The organism is Hydrogenophaga sp. SL48 (assembly GCF_021729865.1).
GTDB lineage: Bacteria > Pseudomonadota > Gammaproteobacteria > Burkholderiales > Burkholderiaceae_C > Hydrogenophaga.
Window position 1 is genome coordinate 3,475,225 of record NZ_CP063400.1, and the last position, 25,508, is coordinate 3,500,732.

General features: G+C 69.6%; 24 protein-coding genes and 1 pseudogene. 7 read left to right on the forward strand and 18 right to left on the reverse strand.

The features are described from left to right. The first annotated feature begins 60 nt into the window (after window positions 1-60). On the forward strand, window positions 61-948 hold the full coding sequence (locus IM738_RS16425) for a LysR family transcriptional regulator (RefSeq protein ID WP_236962099.1): 888 nt from the start codon (window positions 61-63) through the stop codon (window positions 946-948). A gap of 59 nt (window positions 949-1,007) precedes the next feature. After that, window positions 1,008-1,652: a glutathione S-transferase gene (locus IM738_RS16430; RefSeq protein WP_236962100.1), complete on the forward strand. Its 645-nt coding sequence runs from the start codon at window positions 1,008-1,010 to the stop codon at window positions 1,650-1,652. 9 nt (window positions 1,653-1,661) lie between these two features. Here the strand turns inward: IM738_RS16430 and IM738_RS16435 are convergent, their stop codons facing one another. Genes IM738_RS16435 through IM738_RS16445 form a run of 3 tightly spaced genes read right to left on the reverse strand, consistent with a single transcriptional unit; the run spans window position 1,662 to window position 4,383 of the window. Beyond that, complete coding sequence (locus tag IM738_RS16435) at window positions 1,662-1,904, reverse strand: hypothetical protein (protein WP_236962101.1); 243 nt, start codon at window positions 1,902-1,904, stop codon at window positions 1,662-1,664. After that, window positions 1,901-2,206, reverse strand: a complete 306-nt coding sequence (locus tag IM738_RS16440) for a hypothetical protein (RefSeq protein ID WP_236962102.1) — start codon at window positions 2,204-2,206, stop codon at window positions 1,901-1,903. Before IM738_RS16440 ends, IM738_RS16435 begins: the two co-directional genes overlap by 4 nt. 8 nt (window positions 2,207-2,214) lie before the next feature. After that, complete coding sequence (locus tag IM738_RS16445; protein WP_236962104.1) at window positions 2,215-4,383, reverse strand: hypothetical protein; 2,169 nt, start codon at window positions 4,381-4,383, stop codon at window positions 2,215-2,217. Window positions 4,384-5,030: 647 nt separating this feature from the next. On the opposite strand from IM738_RS16445, the gene IM738_RS16450 reads away from it, so the two are divergent. From IM738_RS16450 to IM738_RS16460, 3 genes are all read left to right on the forward strand, one after another. Beyond that, on the forward strand, window positions 5,031-5,912 hold the full coding sequence (locus tag IM738_RS16450; protein ID WP_236962105.1) for an RNA polymerase sigma-70 factor: 882 nt from the start codon (window positions 5,031-5,033) through the stop codon (window positions 5,910-5,912). A 77-nt stretch (window positions 5,913-5,989) separates the two neighbouring features. Beyond that, complete coding sequence (locus IM738_RS16455; RefSeq protein ID WP_177136283.1) at window positions 5,990-6,469, forward strand: carboxymuconolactone decarboxylase family protein; 480 nt, start codon at window positions 5,990-5,992, stop codon at window positions 6,467-6,469. A 17-nt stretch (window positions 6,470-6,486) separates the two neighbouring features. After that, entirely contained in the window at window positions 6,487-7,263 is a 777-nt protein-coding gene (locus IM738_RS16460) for an SDR family oxidoreductase (RefSeq protein ID WP_236962106.1), read from the forward strand. 50 nt (window positions 7,264-7,313) lie between these two features. Here the strand turns inward: IM738_RS16460 and IM738_RS16465 are convergent, their stop codons facing one another. The 9 genes and pseudogenes from IM738_RS16465 to IM738_RS16505 all read right to left on the reverse strand — a co-directional run bounded on the left by IM738_RS16465 (window position 7,314) and on the right by IM738_RS16505 (window position 16,187). Next, window positions 7,314-8,087, reverse strand: a complete 774-nt coding sequence (locus tag IM738_RS16465; protein WP_236962107.1) for a VOC family protein — start codon at window positions 8,085-8,087, stop codon at window positions 7,314-7,316. Between the two features lies 1 nt (window position 8,088). Continuing rightward, a complete protein-coding gene (locus IM738_RS16470; RefSeq protein WP_236966339.1) occupies window positions 8,089-8,478 on the reverse strand; it encodes a DUF1428 domain-containing protein in 390 nt (129 codons plus the stop codon). Next, window positions 8,470-8,829 (reverse strand): annotated as a pseudogene (locus IM738_RS16475) (DUF1428 domain-containing protein); the annotation flags it as partial. The pseudogene IM738_RS16475 and the gene IM738_RS16470, both read right to left, overlap by 9 nt. A 155-nt stretch (window positions 8,830-8,984) precedes the next feature. Continuing rightward, window positions 8,985-9,431 carry a DUF2894 domain-containing protein gene (locus tag IM738_RS16480; RefSeq protein WP_236962108.1) on the reverse strand — a complete coding sequence of 149 codons (447 nt, stop codon included), beginning with the start codon at window positions 9,429-9,431 and terminating at the stop codon, window positions 8,985-8,987. Continuing rightward, window positions 9,428-10,114, reverse strand: a complete 687-nt coding sequence (locus tag IM738_RS16485; RefSeq protein ID WP_236962109.1) for an OmpA family protein — start codon at window positions 10,112-10,114, stop codon at window positions 9,428-9,430. Before IM738_RS16485 ends, IM738_RS16480 begins: the two co-directional genes overlap by 4 nt. After that, window positions 10,114-12,750: a DUF802 domain-containing protein gene (locus IM738_RS16490; protein ID WP_236962110.1), complete on the reverse strand. Its 2,637-nt coding sequence runs from the start codon at window positions 12,748-12,750 to the stop codon at window positions 10,114-10,116. The genes IM738_RS16485 and IM738_RS16490 overlap by 1 nt, the downstream gene beginning before the upstream one ends. Window positions 12,751-12,967: 217 nt before the next feature. Then, on the reverse strand, window positions 12,968-13,660 hold the full coding sequence (locus IM738_RS16495) for a DUF3348 family protein (RefSeq protein ID WP_236962111.1): 693 nt from the start codon (window positions 13,658-13,660) through the stop codon (window positions 12,968-12,970). 383 nt (window positions 13,661-14,043) lie between these two features. After that, window positions 14,044-14,820 (reverse strand): DeoR/GlpR family DNA-binding transcription regulator, encoded by a 777-nt coding sequence (locus tag IM738_RS16500; RefSeq protein ID WP_236962113.1) that lies wholly within the window; start codon window positions 14,818-14,820, stop codon window positions 14,044-14,046. A gap of 53 nt (window positions 14,821-14,873) precedes the next feature. Continuing rightward, window positions 14,874-16,187, reverse strand: a complete 1,314-nt coding sequence (locus tag IM738_RS16505) for a glycerate kinase type-2 family protein (RefSeq protein WP_236962115.1) — start codon at window positions 16,185-16,187, stop codon at window positions 14,874-14,876. Window positions 16,188-16,288: 101 nt separating this feature from the next. Here IM738_RS16505 and IM738_RS16510 point away from each other — a divergent pair, with 101 nt between their 5' ends. Both IM738_RS16510 and IM738_RS16515 read left to right on the forward strand, forming a co-directional pair. Beyond that, on the forward strand, window positions 16,289-17,743 hold the full coding sequence (locus IM738_RS16510; RefSeq protein ID WP_236962117.1) for an 8-oxoguanine deaminase: 1,455 nt from the start codon (window positions 16,289-16,291) through the stop codon (window positions 17,741-17,743). A gap of 22 nt (window positions 17,744-17,765) precedes the next feature. Further along, on the forward strand, window positions 17,766-19,346 hold the full coding sequence (locus IM738_RS16515; RefSeq protein ID WP_236962119.1) for an MFS transporter: 1,581 nt from the start codon (window positions 17,766-17,768) through the stop codon (window positions 19,344-19,346). 143 nt (window positions 19,347-19,489) lie between these two features. Here the strand turns inward: IM738_RS16515 and IM738_RS16520 are convergent, their stop codons facing one another. The 6 genes from IM738_RS16520 to IM738_RS16545 all read right to left on the reverse strand — a co-directional run bounded on the left by IM738_RS16520 (window position 19,490) and on the right by IM738_RS16545 (window position 25,427). Next, on the reverse strand, window positions 19,490-20,206 hold the full coding sequence (locus IM738_RS16520) for an alpha/beta hydrolase (protein ID WP_236962121.1): 717 nt from the start codon (window positions 20,204-20,206) through the stop codon (window positions 19,490-19,492). Window positions 20,207-20,332: 126 nt separating this feature from the next. Next, on the reverse strand, window positions 20,333-21,037 hold the full coding sequence (locus IM738_RS16525; protein WP_236962123.1) for an alpha/beta hydrolase: 705 nt from the start codon (window positions 21,035-21,037) through the stop codon (window positions 20,333-20,335). 139 nt (window positions 21,038-21,176) lie between these two features. Next, window positions 21,177-22,103 carry a 4,5-DOPA dioxygenase extradiol gene (ygiD, locus tag IM738_RS16530; RefSeq protein ID WP_236962125.1) on the reverse strand — a complete coding sequence of 309 codons (927 nt, stop codon included), beginning with the start codon at window positions 22,101-22,103 and terminating at the stop codon, window positions 21,177-21,179. A gap of 32 nt (window positions 22,104-22,135) precedes the next feature. Beyond that, window positions 22,136-22,783 carry an HAD family hydrolase gene (locus IM738_RS16535; RefSeq protein ID WP_236962127.1) on the reverse strand — a complete coding sequence of 216 codons (648 nt, stop codon included), beginning with the start codon at window positions 22,781-22,783 and terminating at the stop codon, window positions 22,136-22,138. Then, window positions 22,780-24,066: a Tm-1-like ATP-binding domain-containing protein gene (locus IM738_RS16540; RefSeq protein WP_236962129.1), complete on the reverse strand. Its 1,287-nt coding sequence runs from the start codon at window positions 24,064-24,066 to the stop codon at window positions 22,780-22,782. Before IM738_RS16540 ends, IM738_RS16535 begins: the two co-directional genes overlap by 4 nt. Continuing rightward, window positions 24,063-25,427: an aminotransferase class III-fold pyridoxal phosphate-dependent enzyme gene (locus IM738_RS16545; RefSeq protein WP_236962130.1), complete on the reverse strand. Its 1,365-nt coding sequence runs from the start codon at window positions 25,425-25,427 to the stop codon at window positions 24,063-24,065. Before IM738_RS16545 ends, IM738_RS16540 begins: the two co-directional genes overlap by 4 nt. Window positions 25,428-25,508 lie beyond the last annotated feature (81 nt).

Here is a 25,508-nt window from a genome sequence, read left to right on the forward strand (position 1 = left end):
TCGGCGTTTCGCGGGCAAAAAGAAATTGCCCAAGCCTGAACAGCCGCTATACGTTTTTTGATGGACAAGACCATTGGATGGGAGCTGTACCGCTCGTTGCTGGCGGTGCTGGAAGAAGGCTCGCTCTCCGGCGCGGCGCGGGCGCTGGGCCTCACGCAGCCCACGGTGGGCCGCCATGTGGCGCTGCTCGAAGCCGCGCTGGGCACCACCCTGTTCACGCGCTCGCAGGCCGGCCTGCTGCCCACCGAAGCCGCGCTCACGCTGCGCGACGGCGCTGAAGCCATGCACAACATGGCGGCCTCGCTGGAGCGCAGCGCGCGCAGCCTGGGCGAAGGCGTGCGTGGCACGGTGCGCATCTCCGCCAGCGAAGTGATGGGCGTGGAGGTGTTGCCGCCCCTGCTGGCTGCGCTGCAGGCGCAACACCCGGAACTGCGCGTCGAGCTGGTGACCAGCAACGCCCTGCAAGACCTGGTGCGCCGCGAGGTGGACATCGCCGTGCGCATGACCCCGCCCCAGCAAGACGTGCTGCTCGCCACCCGCGTGGGCGACGTGGAGCTGGGCCTGCACGCCCACCGCAGCTACCTCGAACGCCATGGCCAGCCCGCGTCGGTGGCCGATCTGGCCCACCATGTGCTGATCGGCTTCGACCGCGAGACCCCGTTCCTGCGCAGCGCCGCCACCAAGCTGCCGATCTGGCAACGCGACAACTTCCACTGGCGCTGCGACAGCGATCTGGCCCAGCTGGCCCTGCTGCGCGCCGGCGCCGGCATCGGCGTGTGCCAGACCGCCCTCGCCCGCCGCGACCCGAACCTGGTGCGCGTGCTGCCCACGCGGCTGTCCATGAAGCTGACCACCTGGGTGGCCATGCACGAAGGCCTGCGCAACAGCCCGCGTTGCAAGGCGGCGTTTGATGCGCTGGTGAAGGGCTTGCGGCGGTATGTGAAGTGAAGCGCCGGCCTTGCCCAACCCTCGCCTGTCTGGCACAACGAAGCACACCGCAGCCCCCCATGACCCCCACCCCGCTGCTCTACACCTACCGGCGCTGCCCCTACGCCATGCGCGCACGGATGGCCTTGTTGCAGGCGGGCGTGGCGTTTGATGCGTTCGAGATCGTGTTGCGCGACAAACCCGCGGAGATGCTGGCCCTCTCACCCAAGGGCACGGTGCCCGTGCTGCGGCTGCCAGACGGGCAGGTGCTGGAACAGAGCCTGGACATCATGCGCTGGGCCTTTGTGGAAACCGGCGACGTCGAGGGCTGGTGGGCGCGTGCGCAAAGCGCCGCGAACCTCGAGCTGCTGGCGGTCTGCGATGGCGCGTTCAAACACCATCTGGACCGCTACAAATACCCCGAGCGCTTCGATGGCGTGGATTCCAGAGCGCATCACCGCGAGCAGGCGGTGGACGTGCTGTTGAAGCCGCTGAACGCGCAGCTGCAAAGCACCGGCCAGCTGGCCGGCCAAACTCCATGCGCCACCGACATCGCCATCTTTCCGTTCGTGCGACAGTTCGCTGCGGTGGAGCCAGGGTGGTTGGAGGCGCACCCCTTGTCAGCCCTCAAGGGCTGGTTGAGCGGGTGGCGGTCACACGCCCTGTTCAACACCGCCATGACCAAACTGCCCGCCCAGCAGACGACCACTTTCCCTACGGCGTGAAGCGGTCGCTCAGACCACCGGACCGAACAGGCCGGTGCGCCACAACACCTCGCGCTCGGCACCACTCAGACCCTGCAGCTCCTCCCCCGGCCGGGCCAGCACCCGGCGGTGGCCCACCGGGAGGCTGAGCGCCCGGGCGCCGTTGAAACGCAGGCGCTCGGGCATCACCGCCGTGACCGCCGGCGGTGGAGCCGAACCCGCAGCGGCCCAGCGGTCGGGCATGGTCACCGGGGGTCTTTGACAGCAGCTCATGATCGTTCTCCCACAGCCAGTTCCATCGCGCTCGCACCGCCGGCCAAGGCCAGCCACAGCAGCAAGCCCCCCACCCAGCCGGGCGCCAGCAGGGCCGCGGGCGGCATCGCCAGCCAGACACCGAGACAGTGCACACAGGCCAGGCCATCGGCCAGCGGCGTGCCGGCCGCGGCGACGTGCAAGCGAGAGACGAGGTCGAACGGACCCCGCTCGAGCGCCACCAGCCGGGCCAGGCGCCACACGGCCAGCACCGAGAGCACCGCTTCAAACCACGGTGGCTCCGGGCCGAAGCCGAGTTCCATGCGCAGACTCAGTCGGCGTTGAACACCGCGAACACGCGGCTCGTGTCCTGGTACACGCGCATCGCCTCGTACTCGAAGGCCGGTGTCGGCGGCGCCATGACCTCGTTGGTGTCGAAGGCACGCGACACGCTGCGGGCAAAGAAGCCGTAGGTGCCCTGGGCTGCATTGGCCGGCAGCGTGTACACCGCCTGCATCAGCCCGCCCTGGTCGCCCACCGAGGTGTGCCAGTGTTCGAAGCCCAGCGGCCCGTCGCCGCCGCCCACGCCGCTGGTGCGCACCATGCCCACGTTGCCGCAGACCGTCGGGTGGAAGTAGGCGTTGCGGAAGTGCTCGCTGTGCACGTCCATCGTGACCCGGAACTCCACCGCCACCGCCGAGGCACCACGGCGCACCACCGGGCAGTTGCCGCCGATGGGCAGCCAGTCGCTGTCGCCGGCCTTGCGCCACGCGATGTCGAACACGAACCCCGGCGCGTGGTTGTCCACCGCCATCAACACCGGCGCCGCGCTCGACAGCACATTGCCGGGCGGCGTGCCCACCTGCAGCACCAGCTCGTAGGTGCCATCGGGATAGGCGCCACCCGTGGGCCAGTCGAGCAGCAGCTGTTCGCTGGGCAGCCAGCTGTTGGGCCCGGCGGGCAGGTTGATCGGGTACCAGCCGTTGGCGTCGCTGGTGGGCGCGTGCCACTCACCCACGCCGGCGCCATTGAGCCGATAGAGCCACCAGCTCACGCCCACAAACGGCGTCTGCGGGCCAAAGGCTGCGCTGCCCGGCGCGCGGTGGCGGTACAGCACGCGGTAGTGCGTGGCCCCCGGGTGCGTGCGGTGGCAGCCCAGCAGCGACAGCTTGCCGTGGGCCGGGGAGCGAGCCGCCGGGTTGGGCAGCGCATCGGCGCTGGTGCCCGAGGGGTGCGGGCGGTTGGTGCGCAGGTTGTAGCCCGTGGCGCCATCGAAGGTGCTCGGGTCGCCGGTGAGCGGCAAGCGCCCGGCCATGACAATGGCGGGCGCGTTGCCGCAAGGGATTTGCGCGTCGGGCAAACAGTCGGGCGCCACACGGGCGCTCGGGTCCGCCTCCAGCGTCACGAAGGGCAGGTTGCCGGCGTTCCAGCGCACGTCGAAGTGGCTCTCGCCGTAGATCACCTCTTCCACGCCGTCGCCGTTCACGTCCTGCAGCACGCGGAAGGTGATGTCGGGCACGTCGATGATGGGCACCCACTCCGGCATGCGCACGTTCACACACCGCCGCATCGGGCCGATCCAGCGCCTAGGGTCAAAGCCTTCGAATCCTTTTGGGTCCAGCTTCAGCTGCGCGGCCACGCTGTCCAGCGCCACGCGCGACAGCCCGTCCTTCTTGTCCGTGTCGGCCAGGAAGTCGGCAGGCAGCGGCGGCGCCATGCGCAGCGCGGCCGGTGCGTCCAGCGCCTGGTCGAGCGCCGAGGTGTCTTCGCCAAAGGCGCTGCCCGGCATGGTTTCGAAGCGAGCCAGGGCCTCGGCCGCACGCGAGTCGCTCATCAGCGCGCTGCGACGCAGCGCCGCAAAGTCGGGCGCCGGGTCCGGCCCGGGGACGGGACCTCGCGGGTCGCGCTCGGTGAGCACCGGCATGCGCTCACGCAGATCGTCCAGCAGTTCGCGCCAGTTCGGGCGCTCGAACAGCACCGGAAAACACAGCCGCAGCGTGCGCCAGCGCAGCACCCAGTCGATGTCGAAGCGCGGAATCCAGACACAGAAGTTGCCGCACGCGTCCGTCTTCACGGTGGCGATCACCTCGCGCCGGCATTTGAAAGGGAACAGCCAGCTCCACTGTGAACCCATGGGGTGGTAGGCGAACAGCGAGCAGTCGGTGTCTTCCACCTGCACGGTGGCCAGCGGCACAGGCATCACGCGGCCCGTGGTCGCGTCGGTGCGCACCACCTTGCCGCACACCCGCTGCATGAAGAGCCAGCGCGGGTCCAGCACATGGCCCAGCCTGGCCTTCAGCTCGGCCATCGGCTGACCGGCCAGGCGTTTGACCGGTGTGCCGCTCAATGCCGCCAGTCGCGCGGCGCCGAGCTTGCCGATGACCGCTGATTCCACGGCATCAAAATCGGCGGACAGACGCGCCGCTGCGGCGGCGGCGCGATCGGTCGAAGGGGTGGTGGGGGCATTGCTGTCCGCACCCGGGTTGGGTGTTTTGGCCATGGCGACTCCTCGGTGATGGGGGTGGGAGATCGGTCCGCAGACGCCGGGTGCGTCGTGGGAAACGAGCGCCTTCAGTGTGCGAGTCATCGGCGTTGGCGGCATCCCCCACATGGGAGAGCGTCATCCCCTGCATGGGAGAGCCATTGGGGTTCTTGGCGGGGTTTTACAGACGGATACAGAGCGGACTGTGCGCTCGCGGATGCAGCGATGGAATTTGAGCCGTGCGTCGATGCCGGGTGCGCCCGCCTTTGACCGTGACATGGACCCGCGCACCGACCACGGCGGGTCCTTGAAGCCACTCGCCCACGAGGGCATCTTTGGCAATGCCGTCCATTCCGGCGGACTCAAGACACCCTGGGAACGCCGGAATACACCCGGACAAGGCACCGCGGTCGGTGCGGCTGGTGGCACCACCCTTGCTGGAGGGTGTTCGCGGCCGCTGTTTCGAGAAGTGCAACGAGGCGCTGGCGGTGGAACGACGCCCGGGGGACATGACGCCGGGCCGGGCCAGGCCGGGCAATGCTGCGAACACACAGACCAACTTGTGGACCACCCATGTCACAAAACGCCGGCCACAAACGTCTGATGCAGCAAACAGCTTTGCGACCCCACTTCCCACCCGACCATCATGTAAGGTTGACGCCACCATGGACGACGCCACCCACACCTTCCAGCGCCAACGCCGGCGCCTGCAGGGCATTGCCTACCGGATGCTCGGCTCCATCGCCGAGGCCGAAGAGGTCGTCCAGGACGCCTGGCTGCGCTGGCACGATGCCGACCGGTCCACCATAGAGAACGCCGAGGCCTGGCTGGTCACCACCACCACCCGCATGGCCATCGACCGCCTGCGCTCGGCCAAAGTGCAGCGGGAGCACTACGTGGGCTTCTGGTTGCCGGAACCGCAACTGGCGGAATCACCCCCATCGCCCGATCAGGTGCTGGAGCGCGCGGAAGACCTCTCCGTCGCCTTTCTGACCCTGCTGGAGCGCCTGACACCCGAAGCGCGGGCGGCGTTCCTGATGCGCGAGGTGTTTGACGCGGACTACGACGAGGTGGCGCGCACCATCGGCAAGAGCGAAGCGGCCTGCCGCCAGCTGGTGAGCCGCGCGAAGGCCCAGTTGCGCGAAGCCCGGCCCCGCTTCACCGTGGCACCCGAGGCGCACCTTCGTGTGCTCAGCCAGTTCGCAGAAGCCCTGACCCATGGCAGTTTCGACGCCATGAAGTCCCTGTTGAGCGAGGACGCCGAGTTGATCGGTGACGGTGGAGGCAAGGTCCCGAGTTTCGGCAAACCCCTTCTGGGTGGCGCGCGCATTGCTCAACTGTTCTATGCGACCCGTCTGCGCTTCAAGGAAGCGGTGCAGGTCGAGCTCGCGGTCATCAACGGGCAGTGGGGCCTGCTGCGTTTCATCGATGGCGTTCTCGAATCGGTGCAATCCTTCGAGACCGACGGCGAGCGCATCGTGCGCATCCACGCACAGCGCAACCCGGACAAGCTGCGCCACATGGCGATGGCGTTGAAACCGGTCTGACGAGGTTTGTCACAACCGGCAGGGTTCGCGCGTCTTCAGGGTGTGTCTCACAACCCTGAATGAAAGCGAAGCTCACCATGACCCAACGCATCAACTACGCCGAACAGTCCGCCGAATTCTTCAAGAAGTTCGTCGCCTTCAGCACCGCACTGAACCACAGCGCCATCGAGGAGGGCATCCGCCACCTGGTCGAGATCCGGGCCTCACAGCTCAACGGTTGCGGCCTGTGTGTCGACATGCACATCAAGCAGGCCACGATCCACGGCGAACGGCCCCTGCGCCTGCACCATCTGGCGATCTGGCGCGAGTCGACGCTGTTCGTTCCGCGTGAGCGCGCAGCACTCGCCTGGACCGAGGTGCTGACCCGAATACCGGAGCACGGTGTGCCCGACGAACTCTATGAGCGGGTGCGCACGCAGTTCTCCGAAAAAGAGCTCTCGGACCTGACCTTCATCGTGATGTCGATCAATGCGTGGAACCGCGCCAACGTGGCCTTCAAGACCGTGCCCGGGGCGTACGACGCCGCGTTCGGCCTCGACAAGGCCAACCTCAACTGAACCCAGGACACCTCATCATGAAAATCATTGTGATCGGAGGAACCGGCCTGATCGGTTCCAAGCTCGTCGCCCTGCTCCAAGCGCGTGGACACGAGGCCTTGGCGGCCTCACCGCAGTCGGGGGTGAACACCCTCACGGGCGAGGGCCTGGCCGACGCGCTGGCGGGCGCTCAGGTGGTGATTGATGTGGCGAACTCGCCATCGTTCGAAGACGCAGCCGTGCTCGCCTTCTTCGAGACCTCGGGCCGCAACCTGCTGGCCGCGGAACGGGCCGCGGGCATCGGGCACCACGTGGCGCTCTCGGTGGTGGGCACCGACAGGCTCCAGCAAAGCGGCTACTTCCGGGCCAAGGCCGCGCAAGAACGGCTGATCCGGCAGGGCGGCGTGCCGTACACCATCGTGCAATCGACCCAGTTCTTCGAGTTCGTCGCCGGCATCGCGCAATCGGGCACGGCAGCCGACGGCAAGACGGTCAAGCTGTCCCCGGCCAGCATCCAGCCGATTGCATCCGGCGACATCGCCGCCGCCGTGGCCGAAGCGGCCCTCGCGGCACCGGTCAACGGCGTGATCGAGGTGGCCGGCCCCGAACGGTTCCGGTTGTCCGATCTGGTGCAAACCTACCTGACGGCCATTCGCGCCCCCCGCACCGTCGTCGCCGATCCAGAGGCACGCTACTTCGGCGCCGAGATCCAGGACAGCACGCTCGTGCCCGGGGCCAACCCTCGCCTGGGTACCGTTTGTTTCAAGGACTGGCTCGCCGCACAGGCCGGCGCCGGGCTTGCCGCTCGCCCCTGAGCGCCTGTTTCTTCACGGGCGTGCCGCCTGGCTCGGGGGCGGCTGCCCGGTCACCGCGGCGCAATCCGCGGGCCGACGAGGCCGAAGGCAGCGCCTTGCGGGTCGCGCGCATGAAGGCTGTATTCGCCGCCGGGAATCTGGTGCGGGCCATTGAGCACCTGGCCGCCGCCCGCCTTGATCTGCTCCATCGCCGCATCGATGTCATCGACCCCGAAGTAGTAGAGCCAGCGCGGTTCCTGGCCGGCCGGGCTGCGCATCAAGGCGCCCGTGCGGACCCCGTTGGCGGCGAGCAGGTGGTAGTCGCCCAGTTCGCCCATCGGCATGGTGTCGACCGCTGCCCAGCCGAAGCGCGCCTGGTAGAAACCGAGCGCCGCCGCATCGTCCTTGGCGGCGATCTCGTTCCAGCGCACATGGCGCGCATCGGCGACGCGAAACGCGGTGCTGCTCGCATCGCTGGCGCCACGCATCACGTACAGCGGCACGCCGTCCGGATCGGCGAGCATCGCGATCCGCCCGACGTTCGGGATGTCCATCGCGGGCATCTGCACGCTGCCGCCTGCGGCCGTCCAGTCGGCGACCGCGGCGTCGACGTCGGGCACCCCGACATAACCGAGCCAGACCGGCTTCGCACCGGGCATCTGTTGATTGATCTGCATCAGGCCACCCGCCAGGCCGTCACCCGCGTCGAGGATGCGGTAGTCCACGCCCGGCTGGCCGCTGTCGCTCGCCTTCCAGCCGATCACATCGCCATAGAAGCGCTGCGCAGCGTCGGCGTCGGTGGTCAGCAACTCGTACCAGATGAAATCGCCCTTGGGGTTGCTCATGTCATTGCTCCATCGTCACGACGCGGGTGAACCCGCCGAAAATCATGCGCTTGCCGTCGAACGGCCAGTCCATGCCCTCGGGCGGCTTCATGCGCTCGTCCGTCATCATCTTGTCGTGCGCGGCGTCGCAGACTTCGCGCGACGGCCATTCCATGAAAGCGAACACGATGTTCTCGCCCGGCTCGGCCTTCACGGCGCGGCGAAAGTCGGTGAGCTTGCCATCGGGCACGTCGTCGCCCCAGGCTTCGACCACGCGCAACGCACCGCAATCCTTGAACATCACCCACGCGTCTTCGGCCAGCTTGCGGTAGTCCTCGCGCCGGCCCGCCGGGACCGGGATGACGAAGCCCTGGACGTAGCTGTCGGCGGCCGCTCCGCCTTGTTCGACGATCGGCTCGAAGCCGCCATAGATCATCCGCTTGCCGTCGAACGGCATCGGGTTCTTCGCCGGGTCGCAGCGCTCGTCGGTCTTGGCCAGTTCGGCCATCCGGCCCATCACGTCGTCGCGCGTGGCCTTGTCGGGCCACTCGATCCACGAGAACGCCACCGTCTCGTCGTCCTGCGCCGCCACCGCGCCCTGGAAGTCGGTGGTCTTGCCTTTGGGCACATCGGCCCCCCAGCACTCGACCACCCGCGTCGCGCCGTGATCGATGAAGGCGCTGTCCACCGTGTTGGCGTGGGCAATGAACTGCTGCTGTTTCCCGGTCGGGACCGCGATCACGAAACCGTCGATGTAAGACATGGGGTTCTCCTGTGTGTTGCACAGCGGGGCCATCGGTCGCCGACCGGTCGGGGCCAGGGAACTCAGCGATGAGCGCGCGGGGGGTTGCCACGATACGCCCCCACTTGTTCTTGCACCAGCCCCATGGGCTTTCCGAGCCGCCATGGCCGGCGTCTTCACTTCTTCTGTCGAGCCGCCTTCACCGCCTTGCCCTTGCCAGCCGGCGCCTTGAGCAGGGCCTGCGCCTGCTCCAGCCAGAGCAGGGTTTCCGTGTGGGAGAGGAAGCGCCGCAGGTAGTGCGGCGAGAGCTCGCGCATGAGGCCGAGCGTGCGCAGCACGAGCATGTGGGAGTTCAGCGGGCCGGCGTTTTCGGGGGCGCGGTGCGTGGCCTTCACCACGGCTGCTTCGGCGCCCAGGCGCTCCCAGGTCTCGCGGAAACGTTGGGCGCTTCGCAGTTCGGGCCACTTCCCGCCGCTGGGTGGGTGTCCGCCCGCTGCGGCCTGGCTGGCCTGGGCGATGTGGGCGTTGAGGGCGGCGAGGGGGGAAGGTGCAGCCCGCTGCGCTGGGCTGGCTCCTTCCTCCTTTGGGGGAGGGAGACGATCAGGATCGCCGCGGGTGTTCATGGCTTGGCGGTAACCACCGCAGGCGCGGCCGTGCTCGGCGTGGGCGCGGCGCGGGGCACGGGGGCCATTTCCACGCGGCGGTTGAGCGCTCGGCCCTTTTCATCGGCGTTGCTGGCCACGGGCTGTTCGGCGCCGAAGGCGGCGCTGAACACGCGCTGGCGCGGCATGCCTTCTTTGACGAGCGTGCGCGTCACGGTGAGCGCGCGCTGTGCCGAGAGCTCCAGGTTGTCTTCGAAGCGCTGGTGGGGGCCTTTGACGACGGTTTTGTCGTCGGTGAAACCGCTCACCATGAGCATCTCGTCGCGCTCGCCGAGGTACACCTCCAGCGGCGGCACCAGGCTCTTGAGCAGCTGCTGGCCTTCGGGGCGCAATTCATCCGAGTTGAAGTCGAACAGCACACTGCCGCTGATGCCGATGCGGCCGTTGTTGAGCGTGACGCGGCCGCTCTGCAGCGGAATGGCGAGCGCTCTTTCCAGCGCCATGCGGCGGGCTTCCTCCTGCTGGCGTTTGGCGATCTCGGACTGCAGGCTGCTCACCAGGTCCATCTGCACCAGCAGCACGCCGATGAGGATGAGCACGAACGCGCCGACCACGCCGGACATGAGGTCGCCGAACACGGCCCAGACGGGCGCGGTCTCGCCGAGGCCGTCGTCGATGGCGGTGTCGTCCACGCTGGAGTTCATCACGCGGCCCCTTGTACCGCAGGCGCGGCGGCCTTGGCGGCCACGGGCTTGCTGGTGCGCAGCAGGCGCATGTCTTCCACGATGCCTTGCTGCGCGCTGATGCTCAAGTCGATCACCTCGCGCGCCTGAGCCACGTAGTAGGCGAGCTGTTCGTCGCTGCGCGCCATGTGCTGCCCAATGGCGCCTTCGACGCGTTGCAGGCCGTCGACGAGCTTTTCGTTGGTGCTGCTGAACAGCGCCACGCCTTGCTGGAAGGCTTCTCCCAGCGCAGCGAGTTCGGCGGTGCTGGTGGCGATTTGCGCGGTCTGCTCGTCGGCCCTGCCGGCCTGCGCGCCCAGGGTCTGCGCGAACTGCGCACCGGTCTGGTTGAGCACGGTGGTGGCGGACGCGACCAGCGATTCGATGGCGGCGCGCTGCTCGCCCGTGGTCTGCTGCACGTTCTGCAGCAGGCTGCTGATGTGGGCCACCAGCTCGGTGCGCTCCTGCAGGGCGACGTTGTCGCGCTCGGTGAGTCGGCTCATTTCGCCGCGCAGCTGGCCAATGACTTCGGCCGCGGCCTTGGGCGCTTCGGAAGCCGTTTCGAGCAGGCGCGACATGGGTGCTTCGAGCGAGGTGCCGAGCGTGGCCAGGTGCTGTGTGACCGCGGCCTGCAGCTCGCCGAGGCGCTGCACGGCAGCGTGGCCGCGCGCGGCCTCTTCGCTGCGCAGGGTTTGCAGGTGGGTGGCTTCTTCGGCCCGCAATGTTTGCAACTGGGTGCTGATGGTGCTGTGCAGCGCGGCGGCCTGTTCGGCGGCGGCTTGCTGGCGGGTGGCTTCTTCTGCGCGCAGGGTTTGCAATTGCGTGGCCAGCTCGGCTTGCAGGCTGGCGAGGCGCTCCACGGCGGCCTGGCCGCGCGCGGCTTCTTCGCTGCGCAGGGCTTGCAGGTGCGTGCTTTCTTCGGTGCGCAGCGCTTGCAGCTGGGTGCTGATGTCGCTGTGCAGCGCAGCGGCTTGCTCGGCGGTGGCTTGCTGGCGCGCGGCTTCTTCGGTGCGCAGGGTTTGCAGTTGCGAGGCCAGCTCGGCCTGGAGACTGCCCAGGCGATCCACGGCGGACTGGCCGCGCGCGGCTTCTTCGCTGCGCAGGGCGCTGAGTTCGCTGCGCCAAAGGGCTGCAAGCTGATCCATGCGCTGGCCGTGTTGTTGCGTCCACTGCGCTTCCGACTCGGTGCGGGCCAACACGAGCGCTTCGCTCTGCGCCAGCAGGCGGGCCACGCTCTCCATGCTGCGGATGGCCTGTTCGCTGGCGCTGTGCTGGATGGCGCTGGCGGTGTGCTCCAGCGTCTGGCACACGGCCTGCTGCTGCGCGAGGTGGTGCGCGCCCACCTGCTGCCACTCGGCCTGCAGGCTGCTGGCCATGCCTTGCAGCGCGGTGGTCCACGCGGCCAGCTTCTGCGCTTCAGCCTGGGCGTGCTCGCTGTGCTGCTGCGCCGTGGTCTGCTGCACGTTGGCCAGCAGCTGGCCGGCGCGGGCCTCGAAGCTGGTGTTGAACTGCTCCAAGGCGTTGCCCAGGCCGCTCACCAGTTGCTCGCTGGTGCGAGCGTGGTTCTGCAGCGCAGCGTTCCAGCCTTCGGCCACGGTGCCGGTGGTGGCGGCGAACTGGGTGGACAGGCCGGTCAGCTGCGTCTGCACCGCGGCGCTCACGCGCTCGTGCAGGCGGGTGGATTCCTGCGCGATGGCGGCCATGGCGTTTTCCACCACGGGCTTGATGCTGTCGCTGGCCACGCGGGCGCTGGACGACAGGCTCTCGTTGAGCGTCTGCGCCACCGACTGGCCGAGGCCGGTGTACGCGGCGGCGGCTTCGCGGTGGAACTGGTCTTGCCGGGCGGTGAGCTGTTCATCCAGCTGCTGGTGGCGGCGCTCCACCTGCTCCATGAGCGCCTGCAGCTGCGTGACGACCTGGGGCAGCGCGTCGGCCTGGCGCTGCAGCGCGGCGAAGGTGTGGTCGCGGTTCTCTGCGGCGATGAAGGCGGCGGTGAAGGGGCGCAGCGCACCGGCGGTGTGTTGCTCCAGCGCGCGGGCCGCATCCAAACGCTCGCGGCGGGCGATGGCCGACATGAGGCCCAGCATGGCCGAGCTGGCCACACCGGCGACCGAGGTGCCAAAGGAAATGCCCAGGCCCTTGATGGGTGCGGCCAATGCGCCGCGGATGGCGCCCAGATCGGCCGAGCCTTCGAGCGCGAACACGGCGCCTTTGAAGGTGACCACCATGCCAAGGAAAGTGCCGAGCATGCCGAGCATGACCAGCAGACCGATGAGGTAGGGCGTGAGCGCCAGGCCGGGCAGCGCACCCCGCCCGCTCTCGACGCGCTGGCGCACGGCGTTCTGCAGCGGCGCGGGCACGCGGGCCAGCCAGTCGGCGAGGCTGCCCAGCGGCTGCGGGATGGTGGCGAGCGCCTGGGCGAGGCCGGTGCTGGCGCTGCGGAAGCGGCGGATTTCTTGCGCGCCCAGCAGGTAGGCGGCGGCGATGGCCACCGTCATGCCCAGGGCGAGCCAGCTGGCGGTGCCGATGAAGCCGAAGCCCACCCAGCCGATGGCGAACAGGCCCAGGAGGAAGGCGCCGATGAGCAAGGCGCGACTGGAAAAGGAGGAGGAAGGCATGGCTTGTGTTTTCAAAGGCTCAGATTCGGTGTGGGGCGTTGGCCTGGCGCTTTGGGCGGGGGCGGCCCCTCACCCCAGCCCTCTCCCCAGAGGGGCGAGGGAGTGAAGGCACGGTGCGCTGCTGGGTGGGCAGCTGGCGCCGCCATACCGAGCAGAGAGGGAGTCAACGCCCTCTCCCGCTGGCGGGAGAGGGTTGGGGTGAGGGTGGCCACGGAGTTCATGGTTCGAGGGCCTCGATCATCCCCACCACCGGCTGCAGGCGGTGCTCCAGCTCGGCGAGCAGGGTCTGCTCCAGCTCGGCCTCGAAGCCCTGCAGCCAGCGCAGGTCGTCGGGGGTGTCGGACGCGGCGGCGACCTGGCGCAGGGCCTTGAAGCGCGCCTTGAGGTGGGCGGGCAGGCCGGCGAGCAGGCGCTGTTCGCGCCCGCCGAGCATCTGGTCCATCACGGCGTCAAGCGCGGCGAGCTGGGCCAGGCGAGGCTCGCCTTTGGCCAGGGTCTGGCGCACGTGCTCGCGCAGCGCGTCCACGCTCATCTCCATGCGGCGCTGCTGGTCCTGGTGGCGCTGGTGGAACAGGGCGAACTCGGTGTCGAGGTCGTTCGGGTCGGGGCGGTGTTTCGGATCGCGCGTGGTGATGGAGCGGGTCAGCGTGGCGCGCACACGCTCCAGCTCGGCTGGCAACGCCTCGGCGGTGGCGGTGGGCGCGCGCGTGGGCTGTTGCGCCGCGCGCGCGCCCACCGCCGCGATGGACGGGTGCGCCGAGCTCAGCGTGATGGCGTCGGCCACGTTCAGCCACTGGCCCAGGCGCTCGGCCAGGTCCTGCCGGGACGCGTCGGCCAGGGCGTGCGCGCCCTCGGGCAGGAAGCCCGCGAGCTGTCGCACCAGGGCCGGGCGGTTGAAGTTGCTGCGCAAGAAAACGGTCCTTCGCGCCACAGGGGCGCTGCCTTCGAATGGCTACAGATGGGGCGGCCGCACAGCGGGGCTGGCAGCGGACGGCGGGTGCCCGGAGGGCGGGGTTGACGCACCTGGGGCGCGTCGGGCGCCCCCTCACACCGGCCCCGGTGCGTTCACCGGGGTGGGGGAGACGGATGGGCCGGGTGTTCCACCGGCCAGTCCGCCCGGGGGCGAGGCCGGATTTTACTTGGCGGCCGCCTGTAACAAATGGCAAGTCCATGGCGCAACCGCCCCGGATGAGGCGCGACGGGCGTGCTCACCTCGATCGCCATCACCAGGAACCCACGGTCCTGCACGCCGGCCCCCGCCGCCTTCGACGGCAGCGAGACGCCGAAACGGCGTCAGCGCGGGCGGGCGGCCTTGAGGATCTGCGTGCCCTGCTTCGCCAGGGCCTTGAGGGTCTGAAAATCGGCGTCGTGTTCGACCACGAGGTGATCGAGCTCGCGCACGGGCGTGACACGGTGCGGCAGCTGCAGGCCCAGCTTGTCGTTGGTGGCCATGGCCACGCAACGGCGGCTGGCCGCGCGCAGGGCGCGCTTGAAGGCGGCGTCGGCGGCATCGACGGTGCAGACCCCGGCCTCGACCGTGACCCCGCAGGCGCCGAGAAAGCAGCGCTGGATGTTCATCTGGCCCACGGCCAGCACGGCGGTGGCGTCGATGCAGCCGCCCACCAGCGGGTCCACCGAGCCGCCGACCATGATGAGCTGCACGTCCTGCCGGCGCAGCAGCGTGGCGGCGATGTCCACCGAGTTGGTGGCCACCGTGAGCGCGTGGTCTTCGGGCAGGCAGGCGGCGAGCGCCAGGTTGGTGCTGCTGCTGTCGAGGAACAGGAATTCGCCGGGTTCGATGGTCTCGACCGCCGCCCGCGCCAGCGCGGCCTTGCGCTCGCGGCCTTCGTCCATGCGCACCGCCATCGGTGTGGCGCCGGGCAGGGGCGGCAGCGCCCCGCCGTAGACGCGGCGGCAGCGCCCTTCGGCCGCCAGCGCGCGCAGGTCGCGCCGGACGGCGTCTTCCGACACCTGGAATTCGGCGGCCAGCGCCGCGGCCACCACGGGCTGGCCCTGGGCCAGGCGCCCCGCGATCAGGTCGCGGCGCTGGAGCGGTACGTCCGTGTGCATGGGCGCATCATACCGTGCACAAACAAGAAATCATTCATGCACAAACGTGCATGTCAGACCACGAGCACGGCGCGGAAGTCGTTCACATTGGTGTGCGTGGGGCCGGTGATGACCAGATCGCCGAGCGGCTCGAAATAGCCGTAGGCGTCGTTGCGGGCCAGGTGGTCCGTGATCTTCAGGCCCAGCGCGGCGGCGCGGGCCAGGGTGTCGGGCGTGACCATGGCGCCAGCGTTGTCTTCCACGCCGTCGATGCCGTCGGTGTCGGCCGCGAGCGCCCACACACCGGCCTGCCCGCCCAGCGCCTGCGCGAGGCCCAGGCAGAACTCGCCGGCCCGGCCGCCACGGCCTTTCTTCTGGCCTTCGGCGCGCGGGCGCACGGTCACCGTGGTTTCACCGCCGCTGAGGATCACACAGGGTGTGGCGAAGCTGCTGCGGCCCAGCGCCGTGGAGCGCGCGAGCGCGGCGTGCACCTTGCCGACCTCGCGCGACTCGCCTTCGATCTCGTCGCTGAGCACCACCACGTTCAGGCCGAGCGCGCGGGCCGCGTCGGCGGCGGCGTCCAGGCTTTGTTGGGGCGTGGCGATCAGGTGGGTCTGGATGCCGGCGAGCGAGGCATCACCGGGCTTGGGCGTTTCCAGCGCACCGCTTTGCAGTTGTGCCTTCACCGCTTCAGGCACCTCGATGCCGTAGCGGCGCAGGATCTCCAGCGCCTCGGCGCAGGTGGAGGCGTCGGCCACCGTGGGGCCGCTGGCGATCACGCTCACGTCGTCGCCCGGCACGTCGCTGATGGTGAGCGTGACCACGCGCGCCGGCGCGCAGGCCGCGGCCAGGCGCCCGCCCTTGATGGCGGACAGGTGCTTGCGCACGGTGTTCATCTCGCCGATGTGCGCGCCGCTCTCCAGCAGCTGGCGGTTGATGCGTTGTTTGTCTTCGAGCGTGAGGCCGTCGCAGGGCAGCGTGAGCAGGGCCGAGCCGCCGCCCGAGATCAGGCACAACACGAGGTCGTCGGCGGTCAGGCCTTCGGTGAGTTTCAGGATGCGCTGCGCGGCCTGCAGGCCGGCGGCGTCGGGCACGGGGTGCGAGGCCTCCACCACCTCGATGCGCTGCGGCAGTCCTTCGGGGCGCGGAGGGATGTGGTGGTAACGCGTGACCACCAGGCCCGAGAGCGGCGCGTCGGCCGGCCACAGCGCTTCGACCGCCTGCGCCATGGCACCGCCGGCCTTGCCGGCGCCGAGCACCAGGGTGCGGCCCTTCGGGGGAGATGGCAGGCGGGCGGCGGTGTTGTGCAGCGGCAGCGCGCGCTGCACGGCCACGTCGTACAGGTGGCGCAGAACGGCGCGCGGTTCGTGAAGGGAAGGGCTGGTCATGCGCGTCTCCTGTCTTGCATTTGATTCGACCGAGCGGGGGGGCTTGGCACAAAATGCTCGCATGCGGCGAATTGTCGCGCAGCCCCATCACACCGCAGACCATGCCCAACCTGCTGATCCAACACGCCGACTGCATCGCCACCTTCGACCATGCCGAACCCTCCAATGGAAGGGAACTGGAGGACGCGAGCCTCTTCATTCGCGGCAACGTGATCGAGTGGATCGGCCCCGCCGCCGAGCTGCCGCCGGTGCTGCGCGAAGCGGCTGATGACACCATCGACGCACGCGGCCACCTCGTCACGCCCGGCCTGGTGAACACGCACCACCACATGTACCAGAGCCTCACGCGCGCCATTCCCGGCGTGCAGGATGCCGAGCTGTTCAGCTGGCTGCGCGGGCTGTACCCGATCTGGGCCGGGCTCACGCCACAGATGGTGCAGGTCTCGACCCAGGTCGCCATGGCCGAGCTGCTGCTCTCGGGCTGCACCACCAGCAGCGACCACCTCTACATCTACCCCAACGGCGTGCGGCTGGAAGACAGCATCGAAGCCGCGCAGCGCATCGGCATGCGCTTCGTCGCCACGCGCGGCAGCATGAGCGTGGGCCAGAGTGCGGGCGGTCTGCCACCGGACCGCGTGGTGGAAAACGAAGACGCGATCCTGAAAGACAGCCAGCGCCTGATCGAAACCTGGCACAGCGCCGCGCACGGCGCCATGGTGCAGATCGCGCTCGCGCCGTGTTCGCCGTTTTCGGTGAGCCCGGCGCTGATGAAGCAGAGCGCCGAACTCGCGCGCAGCTTCAAGGGGCAAGGGGTGCGCCTGCACACCCACCTGGCCGAAAATCACCACGACATCGCCTACAGCCTCGACACGTTCAACATGACGCCCGCGCAATACGCGCAGGAACTGGGCTGGCTGGGCGACGACGTCTGGCACGCGCACTGCGTGAAGCTGGACGACGAGGGCATTTCGCTCTTCGCGGCCACGCGCACCGGCGTCGCGCACTGCCCCTGCAGCAACATGCGCCTCGCCTCCGGCATCGCGCCCATCCGCCGCATGCTCAACGCGGGCGTGCCCGTGGGCCTGGGCGTGGACGGCAGCGCGAGCAACGACGCCGCGCACATGGTCAACGAAGCGCGGCAGGCGCTGCTGCTGGCCCGCGTGGGCCGCGCACTGCAGCCGCCCGAAACCCGCGACGGCACCATCTTCTTCGGCTGCGACCTCGGCCCGGCCGAGATGACCGCGCGCGACGCGCTGCACATCGCCACGCGCGGCGGCGCGCAGGTGCTGGGGCGGCAGGACATCGGCCACCTCGCGGTGGGCATGTGCGCGGACTTCGCCCTGTTCGACCTGCGCACACTGGGCTTCGCCGGCGGCGCGGTGCACGACCCGGTGGCCAGCCTGCTGCTCTGCGCCAGCCCGCCCGCGGCCTACACCGTGGTCAACGGCCGGGTGGTGGTGCGCGAAGGCCGGCTCACCACGGTGGACCTGGGGCCGCTGGTGGAGCGGCACAACCGGCTGGCCAGGGCTTTGGCCGACTCGGCGCGCACAGCCTGAGGCCCTGCGGGACAATGGCCCGATGACCCCCTCCCCCTCCATCTGGAGTCCCCTTCGACAGCCCGCTTTCCGCGGGCTGTGGCTTTGCGGCGCCGTCTTCTTCATTGGCGCGGGCATGCAGACCATGGCGGCGGCCTGGCTCATGGTCGAGCTGACCGGCTCGTCCTTCCTCGCCGCGCTGGTGCAGACGGCGGTCTTCCTGCCCATGTTCCTGCTGGCGCTGCCCGCGGGCGTGCTGGCCGACACCACCGACCGCCGCCGCCTGATCTCGGGCGCGCTGATCGCGCAGGTGGTCGCCTGCGTGCTGCTGGCCGGGCTGGTGCTCGGCGGCTGGGGCGGGCCGGCCACGGTGCTGTTTCTCGTGTTCGTGTGCGGCTGCTGCACGGCCGTGCTGACCCCGGCCTGGAACTCGTCGGTGATCGACCCGGTGCCGCGCGACGAGTGGCCCCAGGCGATCACGGCCATCGGCATCGCCTACAACGCGGCGCGCGCCATCGGCCCCACGCTGGCCGGCCTGCTGTTCGCCTGGATGGGCGCAGGCTGGGTGTTTGTGGTCACGGTGTTCACCACGGCGGTGATGTGGGAGTCGATCCGCCGCTGGCCGCCGAAGGCGCACCCGCCTTCGCGCCTGCCGGCCGAACGCCTCTGGGGCGGCACGCTGAGCGGCCTGCGGTTCGCCTGGCACTCGCGCATCATCCTGGCGCAGCTGGTGCGCGTGATGGCCTACAGCGCGGCCGGCTCGGCGCTGTGGGCGCTGCTGCCGGTGATCGCGCAGCGCCAGCTCGGCACCGGCGCACAGGGCTTCGGCCTGCTGATGGGCTGCATGGGCACCGGCGCGGTGGCCTCGGGCCTGGTGATCGGCCGCCTGCGCAGCCGCTTCGGACTCGACGCCATCATCGCCGCGGCCTGCGTGGCCTTCTCCGCCGTCATGCTGCTGGCCGCCTGGGTGCGCGTGCCGGCGCTGGTGTACGTCGCCATGGCGGTGGGCGGCGCGGCCTGGATGGCGGCCATGTCCACCTTCAACACCGCCACCCAGGCCAGCGCCCCACCCTGGGTGCGCTCGCGCGCGGTGGCGCTGCACATCGTGGCCTCGCTGGGCGCATTCGCCATCGGCTCGGCGTTCTGGGGCGCGGTGTCCGACATCGCCGGCCTCACCACCGCGCTGGTGGCCGCCGGTGCCCTGATGGCCGCCGGCCTGCTGCTGGCGCGCCCGTTCCCGCTGCGCGTGGGCGGTGCCCACGAAGTGACCCAGGGCACCCCGTGGGACGAGCTGTTTGTGGAGGCCGAACCCAGCCCCGAGGCCGGTCCGGTGGCGGTGGAGGTGGGCTACCGCATCCGCTCGGGCGAAGACAAGGCCTTCCTCGACACCATCAGCCAGATGAAAGCCCCGCGCCGCCGCGACGGCGCCACCTTCTGGCGCATCTACAAGGACCTGGGCGAACCCTCGCGCTATGTGGAGCGCTTCATCGTCACCTCATGGGCCGACTACCTGCACCAGCGCGCCCGCGCCACCGTGGCCGACCATGCGCTGGAGGTGGAGGTGCGGACCTTCCTCGCCCCCGGCGAGAGCGCCCACATGTCGCACTACATCGCAGAACGTTGACCCCCCCGCAGCGCTTCGCGCTACCCCCCCCAGGGGGCGGCACTGGCCGTCAGTCCTGAGCTTGTCGAAGGGCGGCCCGGCGGTGCCCTGGGCTGGGGCACTTCATGCCTCGGGGCGCGCGCTCCGGAACCCTGAAGACGGTCTCAGACCACACTCAAGACGCCCGTGAGCCAGGCGCCGATGTCCGCGAGCTCGGCGTCGCTCACCTCGTGACCCATGTCATAGAGGTGCCAGTCCACCAGGTGGCCCATGACCTGCAAGACGGTGCGTGCGGCCCGGGCGCGGTCGAGGCTCACCACCTCGTCGTGCTCACCGTGCCCCAGGAAGATGGGCAGGCGCTGGTTGGCGATGTTCGACTCCATCTGCAGGGTGCGGGCGTTCAGCGGCAGGTAGCCCGAGAGCGCCACCACCGCGGCCAGGCGCTGCGGCGAGCGCAGGCCGGTCTGCAGCGCGAGCACGGCACCCTGCGAAAACCCCATCAGCACGATGCGCTCGGAGGGCATGCCCAGCCCCTCTTCCCGCTCGATCAGCGCCTGAACCAGGCTCTGGGAGGCGCGCAGGCCGGCCTCGTCCGCCGGCTGGGACGCGTGGCGCGAAGCGACGGGTGGCGCGGCGTCGTACCAGGCATGCATGTCGCTGCCGTTGATGCTCATGGTTCGCATCGGCGCGTCGGGCAACACGCAGCGCACCGGCCCCACAGCCGACAGGTCCATGTGGCGCAGCAGGGGCACAAAGTCACCGCCTTCGGTACCCAACCCGTGCAACACGATGAGGGTGGCCACGGGCGCGGCGGACGGATCACGTCCGGTCACGAATTCCTGCAACTGGATGGTCTGGCGTAAAAGATCTGGCGCGTTCATTGGTCCAGCATAAGCGCGCGCCGGGCGCAGATGAAACGAAACCGGCGGATGGAGGCCCTGCGGTTGCACACAGATGCAGATTTCACAAACAAACGCCACGTCGCCGCCCACATGGCGGCCGCCCGCTCAGCGGGGCGCGAGCACCCGCAGCAGCCAGGCGTTGAGGTCGGCCACCTCTTCGGGGCACACCGAGTGGCCCATCGGGTAGCTGTGCCAGTCCACGGCGTACCCGAGCGAGGTCAGCGCGTCGCGCGCGGCGGTGCCTCGCTCCGGGACCACCACGTCGTCGTCTGCGCCGTGCGCCAGGAAGATGGGCGTGGTGCGGTTCGCGGGGTGGACTTCCGATGCGGTGTGCTCGGCCAGGGCGAGGTAGCCCGAGAGCCCCACCAGCCCGGCCAGCCGCTGCGGCGCACGCAGCCCGGCCATGAGCGCGACCACGCAGCCCTGCGAAAAACCCATGAGCACGGTGCGCTCGGCCAGCACGCCGCGCCCGGTCTCGCGGTCGATCAGGGCCTGCACGATGGCCTGGGCACCCCGCAGGCCCGCTTCGTCTTCCTGGCGCGGGACGGCGGGGTCGGCGCTCGGCGGGTGGATGTCGTACCAGGCGCGCATCTCGTACCCGCCATTGATCGTGACCGGCCGCACCGGCGCGTTGGGAAACACGAAACGCACCGGGCCGATGGCGCTCAGGTCAAGCTCCTGCGCGATCGGCACGAAGTCGTTGCCGTCGGCGCCGAGGCCGTGCAGCACGATGATGCTGGCCGCGGGCTGGGCAGCGGGGTCACCACCGGTGACGAATTCGCGAAGCTGGATGGACGGGTTCGGGCTCATGGCGCCAGCATAACGCGACACGGGCCCGGTACCCGCTCAGCGCCGGCGCCCGCCCTCGTTCCAGATGTCTTCGTCGATCTGGCCCTTGAGCTCGGGGTACATGGCCGGGTCCAGGGTCGCTTCCTCGGTAACGCGTGCCTCAACCCCACTGAACGCAGCGCATCGACAGCGTGCCTTCGTGGAAACCTTCGAAGACATGGCGCGGCATTTCGCCCGACTGCGCGGCGCCGGCCGCGTAGAGCATGGGGAAGTAGTGGTCCGGGAAGGGTACGGCCGTGCGGGCGCCTTCGGTGAGGAACTCCCACTCGGCCAGGGCCTTCGTGTCCCCGGCGTCCATGGCCTCCTTGACCGCGTCGTCGAAGGTCTGGGCCCAACCGGTGCTGGCCCGGGTGGTTTCGCCCGAGCTCTCGTCGAGGATGCGCAGGTTGTGCACCACGTTGCCGCTGCCCACGATCATCACGCCCTCGCCGCGCAGCGCGGCCAGCGCCCGGCCCAAGGCGAGGTGGTGGGCACCGTCGCGCGTGATGTCGATCGAGAGCTGAAACACCGGCACATCGGCCGCCGGGTACAGGTGTTTGAGCACACTCCAGGTGCCGTGGTCCAGGCCGCGCGCGGCGTCCTGCCCCACCTGGCGCGGCGCCAGCCGGGCGGCGGCTTTCAGCGCCTCGGTCGGCGCACCCGGCGCGGGGTATTGCACCTCGTACAGCGGCGCAGGGAAGCCCCCGAAGTCGTAGATCATGGGCGGCTTCGCGGTCGTGGACACGCGCGTGTCGCGCTCGCTCAGCCAGTGCGCCGAGACCATGAGGATGGCCTTGGGCCGCCCGAGCGCCTCGCCCCACTGGGTCAGGGTCTGCGTGAAGCGGTTGCTCTGGATCGCGTTCATCGGGCTGCCGTGACCGATGAACAGGGCCGGCGCGGGGCCGGTCATGGGGCGCAAGGTGCTGGGCATGGTCCGGGCCTGTGCGTTCGGGGTCTGGCGCAACCAGGCGCCCAGGGTCAGCAGGGCTGCGCCGGCGCCGGTGGCGGCCACCAGCGCGCGGCGGGGAAGTTTGTGGTCTGAGGTCATGTTCGAGGCGGAATGATGCCCATTGGGAACGCCTACAGCCCCAACAGTTCCCGCGCCTTCGCAAACGACGCGGCCGGTTGCAACACATCGAAATGCACCACCCGCATGCCGGCTTTCACACCACCGTCGGCGTTGCGTTTCTGGTCATCGACGAACACGCATTCGCTGGCGGGCAGCCCCAGCGCCTCGGTCACGGCCGTGTAGGCGCGCGGGTCGGGCTTGAGGATGCCGGTGTAGGTGGCGTCCACGATCAGCTCGAAGTGCTGCAGCAGCGGCAGGCGGCTTCGGAAGTCGGCGCCGTAGAACAGGTCCAGCTCGTTGGAGAGGATGGCCAGGCGCTTGCCGGCCGCCTGGGCCGCTTCGATGGTGGTCACCGCCTCGGGGCGGATCACTGCCTGCACGTCGGCGCCGCGTGCGCGCTGCACGAAGGTTTCCATCGCATCCCACTCTTCGCCCACCAGGCGGCCGACCTCGCGGGTGCGGGCCATCCAGTAGTCGCGCTCGCTGAGCTGGTCGGCCTGCATGGCCTGCCAGAGCGGGTCGGTGGCGGGATCGAAGGGACCGCGCCAGGTCAGTGTGCCGGGCGCCAAGCCCAGCGCCTGTTCGGTCAGGGGATGCGTTTCGAACAGCATGCGGCTGATGACGCCGCCGAAGTCCAGCACCAAGGCTTTGGCCGTCATGCTGCCTTCCTCTCTTCGCCCGCATTCACCACACCTGGCGGCACCAGTCCGGCCGCCACCCAGGCGTCGAACACCTGCAGCGCGGCCTGCACGAAGGCATCGTCGTTGATGTGCGCCGCCACGGGCTGGAACACCGTTTCGGGGGAGATCACGTGCACCATCTCGTCCACAAACGCCTTGAGGCCCTCGGGGTCGTGCAGGGCTTCGCCCGGGCGGTCCCACTGCTCCACGCCGCCCGTGGGCAGCAGCAGGCAGGTGGGGCCGGTGGCTTCGGCCAGGCGGTCGCTGATGGCGCGCGCCACGCTGCGGCGCATGTCTTGGTCCACACAGACCGAGGCGATCAGGCGGTTGTGGTCGTGCACAGGTCGCCCGGCGAAACGTTCGGGGCAACGCGTCCAGGCGGCGAAGTCGACCATGTCGGTGGCACCGGGCGCCACGATCTGTGGCACGCCCGCCCGGCCCGCGCCCAGCAGGCGCTCGCTGCCCGCGCTGACGCAGCTGCCGGCCAGGTCGTTGACCAGCTCCTGCAGGCTGAAGTCCATCACGCAGGCGAAGTAGCCTCGTCGCGCCAGGTCTTCGAACGCGCGGCCGCCCATGCCGGTGGTGTGGAACACCGCGAGCTCATAGCCGCGCGCTTCCAGCGCGGGCCTGAGCTTCTTCATGTAGGAAAGCGCACTGCTGCCCAGCGAGGTCATGCCCACCACGGGGCGCGGGTCGGACTCGACCCGGCGCGCCAGGCAGGCGCCCACGACCGCGCCCGCGGCCTGGCCCAGCGCCGCCTTGCAGAGGCGGTTCAGCCCGTACAGGCCACCGGCCCACAGCCGCATGATCAGGTCGGGCGGGATGCGGTCGGGCGGGATCAGCGGCGAGTAGGCGATGGTCGACAACACCACCTTCGGGCAACCCAGCGGCAGCGCATTCGCAACGTCCAGCGCCAGGTCGGTGCCCATGGTGCCGCCCAGCGCCAGCAGGCCATCGAAGCGGCCCTCGACATACCACTGGGTCGCGATCAGCGACGCGCCGGTGGCCATGAGCTTCATGGATGTGTTCTCGTCACCTGTCTCCATGACCTGCTGCAGCGTCACGCCGGCGGCGGCTGCCACCTCGGTGTTCAGGATGTCGGGCGTGAAGCCGCCACGGCCGAGCACGCCCACGTCCATCACCAGAGCGGTGCCACCGCAGGCCTCGACCGACTCGCGCAGGTAGGCCATCTCGTCGCTCTTGGTGTCGACGGTGCCGATCAGCAGGATGACCGGTGCGCGACCCGCACGTGTGGGGCTCACAGGCTGGCCTCCACAGCCGCGAAGGACGCTTCGAGCACATCGCACAGATGGTTCACCTCTTCCAGCGAAATCACCAGCGGCGGCGAGAGGATGAGGTTGGGGCCGGAGATGCGCACCATCAGGCCGCGCCGGTAGGCCTCCTTGGCCACGCGGGCCGGGATGTCGCTGCTGCGCGGCATGGGCGTGCGCAGCGCCTTGTCGTCCACCATTTCGATGCCCAGCATCAGGCCGACGCCGCGCACGTTGCCGACGAAGCTGCAGCTTTGCTCCAGCTTGCGCAGGCGCTCCTGCATCACGGCGCCGACCCGGCCTGCGTTGCCCGGCACGTCCAGCCGCTCGACCTCGTCCAGCGTGGCCAGCGCGGCGGCGGCGGCCACCGGGTGCGCGCTGTAGGTGTAGCCGTGGCTCACCGAAGCCTGGCCGGTCTTGTCTTCGTCGAACACCTTCGCCACTTTGGCGGAGATGGCGGTGGCGCCCAGCGGCACATAGCCCGAGCTGATGCCCTTGGCCAGGCACCACAGGTCGGCGTTCACACCCCACATCCGCGTGCCGAACAGGTGGCCGGTGCGGCCGAAGCCGGTGACCACCTCGTCGGCGATCAGCAGCACGCCGTGTTTGTCGCAAATCTTGCGCACCAGCGGCCAGTAGTTGGCCGGCGGCACGATCACGCCGCCCGCGCCCTGCACCGGCTCGGCGATGAAGGCGGCCACGGTGTCCGGCCCCTGGAACACGATCTCGCGCTCCAGCAGCTCGGCGCAGATTTCGCCCAGCTCCAGCGGGTCGTCGGTGTAGGGGTTGCGGTAGAGCCAGGGCGTGTCGATGTGGAAGCAGCCGGGCAGCAGCGGCTCGTAGGCGCGGCGGAAGTTGGTGTTGCCGTTGACGCTCATGCCACCGAAGTGCACGCCGTGGTAGCCCTGGCGCAGGCTGATGAACTTGAAACGATCCTTCTCGCCGCGCAGCTTGTGGTACTGCCGCGCGATCTTCAGGGCGCCTTCCACCGCGTCGGAACCGCCGTTGGAAAACAGCACGGCCGACACACCGTCGGGCTCCATCAGCTTGACGAGGCGAGACGAGAGCTCGATGGCGCGCGGGTGCGTGGTGCCGCGGAACACGTTGTAGAACGGCAGCTCGTCGAGCTGAGCCACGATGGCGTCGCGCACGGGTTTCGTGCTGTGGCCCAGGTTGCTGGCCCAGAGGCCGCCCACACCGTCGAGCATCTTGTGGCCGTCCACGTCCCAGATCCAGCAGCCTTCACCGCGCGCCACGATGTCGGGCTTGGCCTTCTTCATCGCGGCCGGGTGGGCCATGGGGTGCCAGAGGAACTGGCCGTTGTCTTGCTTGAGTTGCTCGGTGGTGTTCATGAATGTGCTTTCAAATAAAACCCATGTCTTGCCCAGCAAACACCGCGGAACCGGCTTTGCCGGGCCGCTGGTGTTGCCCCT